This is a genomic window from Cellulomonas triticagri, assembly GCF_003696205.1.
Classification (GTDB): Bacteria; Actinomycetota; Actinomycetes; order Actinomycetales; family Cellulomonadaceae; genus Cellulomonas; species Cellulomonas triticagri.
In genome coordinates this window covers 1-4142 of record NZ_RFFI01000195.1, presented here as the reverse complement: position 1 = coordinate 4142, position 4142 = coordinate 1, and the positions used below count along the sequence as shown (strand labels likewise).

Genomic DNA, 4142 nt, shown 5'->3' with positions numbered 1-4142 from the left:
GGCAGACCCGCGACGGCCGCCGCGGCGAGGACGCCGTAGGGCAGCCGCGCCGGCAGCGGGACCGGCGGGTGCACGAGCAGGAACCGCGCGGCCTCGCGCGCCTCGGGGGTGCCGCGCAGCTCGGGGACGTACGCGTCGAGCGCGTCGCGCAGCCCGGCGGCGGTGTCCGGCAGGTCGGTGGCGCCGAGCGCCCGGCCGACGCGCGCGGACTGGGCGACGTACGCGTCGCACCCGGCGGCGTCCAGGGGGTGCGCCCCGTACCGCTGGTGGGCGGCGAGGAACGCGTGCGCCTCGGTGACGTGCACCCAGCGCAGCAGGTGCGGGTCCGACGCCGCGTACGGCTCGCCGTCGGCCGTGACGCCCGTGACCCGGTCGTGGATCGCCTGGACGGTCGCCACGACCTGCTCGGCGTGCGCCGCGGTTCCGAACGTCGTCGTCGCGATGAACGTGCTGGTGCGCTGCAACCGGCCCCACGGGTCGCCGCGGTACCCGGAGTGCGCGGCGACGGCCGCCATCGCGAGCGGGTGCCAGGACTGCAGGAGTAGCGCGGTGAGCCCGCCGACGAACATCGACGCGTCGCCGTGCACGCGGCGGATCGCGTCGTCGGGGCCGAACCAGCGCGGGCCCGGGGTGCCGTGGATGCGGTCGCGCACCTGCGTGCCGCGCGGCCCGGCGACCCGACCGAACAGCTCGGCCCCGAGCCGCGCGCGCAGGGTGGTGGGGGCGGGGGACGTCACCCGCCGATCCTCACCCGCGCGCGGCGACCCGGCGACCCGGACGCGGACCCGCGCCCACGGCATGAAGGAGGTGCCTGGTCAGCCCGCCTCGATGAAGGCCCGCACCGCGTCGGCGACGAGCTGCACCGCGATGGCCGCGAGCAGCAGACCGGCGATGCGCGTGACCAGGGTGGTGCCGGACTCGCCGAGCAGCCGGTGGATGACCCCGGCGAACCGCATCGCGAGCCACAGGCACACGTGCACCAGGACGATGCCCACGGCGATGGCCAGCCAGTCCGCGAGGGTGCCGTCGCTCTGCTGCACGAACACCATGACCGCGACGATGGCGCCCGGCCCGGCCAGCAGCGGCGTGCCCAGCGGCACGAGCGCGACGTTGACCTTCGCGTTCCCGGACGGCTGCGGGTCCTCGGCCTTGCCGGTCAGCAGCTCCATCGCGACGAGCAGCAGGAGCAGACCGCCGGACGCCTGCAGCGCCGGCAGCGAGATGTGCATGTACGACAGCAGGCTCTGCCCGAACACCGCGAACGCCAGGATGACGCCGAACGCGACGAGGATCGCCTGCCGGGCCGCCCGGTTGCGCTGCTGCCGGGTCATCGTCCCGGTGAGACCGAGGAAGATCGGCACCGTCCCGGGCGGGTCCATGATGACGAACAGGGTGATGAAGACCTCGGACAGCAGCCGCAGGTCGAGCACGTCGCTCATCGACCCACCACCGCCGTGCGGCCCTGGCGCTCGATCTCGGCGAGCGCCTCGGGGGACGTGAGGTTCTCCCCCAGCAGGTTGTCCTTGCCGGTGCCGTGGTAGTCGCTGGAACCGGTGACGAGCAGCCCGAGCCGGTCGGCGAGCGCGGTCAGGCGCTCCCGCTGCTCCGGCGTGTGGTCGCGGTGGTGCACCTCCAGCCCGGCGAGCCCGGCCTCCGCGAGCTCGGCGATGTCGGAGTCCGGCACGACGCGCCCCCGCCCGTCGGCGCCGGGGTGCGCGAACACGGGCACGCCACCCGACGCGCGGATCGCCTCGACGGCCTCCACCGCCTCGGGCGCGTAGTACGGGACGTAGTAGCGCCCGCGCGCGGACAGCAGGTCCGCGAACGCGGCGGTGCGGTCCGGCACCACGCCGAGCGCCACGAGAGCGTCCGCGACGTGCGGGCGCCCGACGACCGTCCCCGGGGTGTGCCGCGCGACGACGTCGTCCCAGGTCAGCGGGTAGTCCTCCGCGAGCCGCTCCACGATCGCCCGGCCGCGGTGCAGGCGCGCGTCGCGGGTCCGGGCGAGGACGTCGGCGAGCGCCGGGTCGGCGGGGTCCTGCAGGTAGGACAGCAGGTGCACGCTCACGCCGCGGGACAGCGCCGAGACCTCCGTCCCCGGCACCAGGACCACGCCGTGGCGGACCGCGGCCTGGGCGGCCTCGGTCCAGCCGGCGGTGGTGTCGTGGTCGGTCAGGGCGATCACGTCGAGGCGCGCGGCGGCAGCCGACGCCACCAGCTCCGCCGGCGGCTCGGTGCCGTCGGAGACCGACGAGTGGGTGTGGAGGTCGATGCGCACCGCGCAAGGCTACTCAGGGGTACGGGGTGGTCCCGCCCGCAGCGCCCCGGGCGCGTCGGCGGTGCCAGACTGGGGCCATGGCCACCGAACCCACCTCCGAGTCCCCCGAGTCCCCCGCGCAGGCGCCGGCCGAGCAGACCCTCGCCGACCGGGGCTCCAACCGCAGCCAGCGGCCGCAGTCCGCGGCGTTCCTGGACTGGGTGACGTCCGGCTGGGCGGAGCGCCCCGCGAGCACCGCCGTCGCCGGCGAGGCCGCCGCGTGCACCGCGGCCCGGCGGGCGCGGCTCGGCGCGCGGTTCCCGGGTGAGCGGCTCGTGGTGCCCGCGGGCGCGTACAAGGTGCGCAGCAACGACACCGACTACCGGTTCCGGCCGCACTCCGCGTTCGCGCACCTGACGGGTCTCGGCGCCGAGCAGGAGCCCGACGCCGTCCTCGTGCTGCACCCCGCCGCCGACGGCGAGGGCGACGTCCTGCCCGACGGCACCCGGTCCACCCACCGCGCGGTGCTGTACCTGCGGCCGCTCGCGGGCCGCGACACCGAGGAGTTCTTCTCGGACGCCCGGTACGGCGAGTTCTGGGTCGGTCCCCGCCCGACGCTGGAGGACATGGCGACCGTCACCGGCATCACCACCGCGCACAGCGACGACCTGCGCGACGCCCTCGCGAAGGACGCGGGTGCCGACGGCGTGCGGCTGCGCGTCGTGCCCCAGGTCGACGAGGCGGTCGAGGCCGTGGTCGACGAGATCCGCGCGACCGAGGACGCGGGCGAGGTCGACGCGACGCTGGTCGAGGCGCTGTCCGAGCTCCGGCTGATCAAGGACGCCCACGAGGTCGCCGAGCTGCGCGCCGCCGTCGCCGCGACCGCGCAGGGCTTCGAGGAGGTCGTGCGCCGCCTGCCCGAGGCCGTCGCGCACCGCCGGGGCGAGCGCGTCATCGAGGGCACGTTCCTGTCGCAGGCCCGCGTCGAGGGCAACTACGTCGGCTACGAGACGATCGCCGCCGCCGGCTCGCACGCCACCACCCTGCACTGGACCGACAACGACGGCCAGGTCCGCCCCGGCGAGCTCGTGCTCATCGACGCGGGCGTCGAGGTCGACTCGCTCTACACCGCCGACGTCACCCGCACGATCCCCGTGGACGGGACGTTCACCGAGGACCAGCGCCGCGTCTACCAGGCCGTGCTGGACGCCGCGGACGCCGCGTTCGCCGTCGCCGTGCCCGGCAACAGGTTCCGGGACGTGCACGCCGCCGCCATGGAGGTCATCGCCGCGCGCCTGGACGAGTGGGGCATGCTGCCCGTCCCCGCCGCCGAGTCGCTGAGCCCCGAGGGCCAGCAGCACCGCCGTTGGATGGTGCACGGCACCAGCCACCACCTCGGCCTCGACGTGCACGACTGCGCGCAGGCGCGGCGCGAGATGTACCTCGACGCGGTCATCGAGCCCGGCATGGTGTTCACCATCGAGCCCGGGCTGTACTTCCAGGTCGACGACCTGCGGGTGCCCGAGGCGCTGCGCGGCATCGGCGTGCGCATCGAGGACGACGTCCTCGTGACCGCCGACGGCAACGAGAACCTGTCGGCGGCGCTGCCCCGGCGACCCGAGGACGTCGAGGCGTGGATGGCGGGGCTGTCGGGCCGCTGAGCCCGGACCCCCGGACGCACGACACGAGGCCCCGTCCGCCGCGGAGACGCGGTGGGCGGGGCCTCGTGTCGTGCGTGCTGCCGGGGTCGCAGCGGCACGCGCCGTCAGTCCTGCTTGCCGGGCTCCTCGGCGGCGGGCTGGCCGGGCTGGGCGGCCTGGTCCGGCTGCGGCGCGAGCTGCCCGTAGCGCGGCTCGGCGGGCGGCTGCGGCGCGGCGGGTGCCGG

At 76.0% G+C, this 4142-nt stretch carries 4 protein-coding genes; 1 reads left to right on the top strand and 3 read right to left on the bottom strand.

What is annotated here, in order from left to right; all coding sequences use genetic code 11:
- The 3 genes from EBM89_RS19765 to EBM89_RS19755 form a co-directional block, all read right to left on the bottom strand.
- Positions 1-737 (bottom strand): oxygenase MpaB family protein (locus EBM89_RS19765; RefSeq protein ID WP_233571878.1); only part of this gene is annotated, 737 nt, incomplete at its 3' end.
- 78 nt (positions 738-815) lie between these two features.
- Positions 816-1439 (bottom strand): MarC family protein, encoded by a 624-nt coding sequence (locus EBM89_RS19760; protein WP_122151297.1) that lies wholly within the window; start codon positions 1437-1439, stop codon positions 816-818.
- Positions 1436-2278: a PHP domain-containing protein gene (locus tag EBM89_RS19755; protein WP_122151296.1), complete on the bottom strand. Its 843-nt coding sequence runs from the start codon at positions 2276-2278 to the stop codon at positions 1436-1438. The genes EBM89_RS19760 and EBM89_RS19755 overlap by 4 nt, the downstream gene beginning before the upstream one ends.
- Before the next feature lie 77 nt (positions 2279-2355).
- On the opposite strand from EBM89_RS19755, the gene EBM89_RS19750 reads away from it, so the two are divergent.
- Positions 2356-3918 (top strand): aminopeptidase P family protein, encoded by a 1563-nt coding sequence (locus EBM89_RS19750; protein ID WP_122151295.1) that lies wholly within the window; start codon positions 2356-2358, stop codon positions 3916-3918.
- Positions 3919-4142 lie beyond the last annotated feature (224 nt).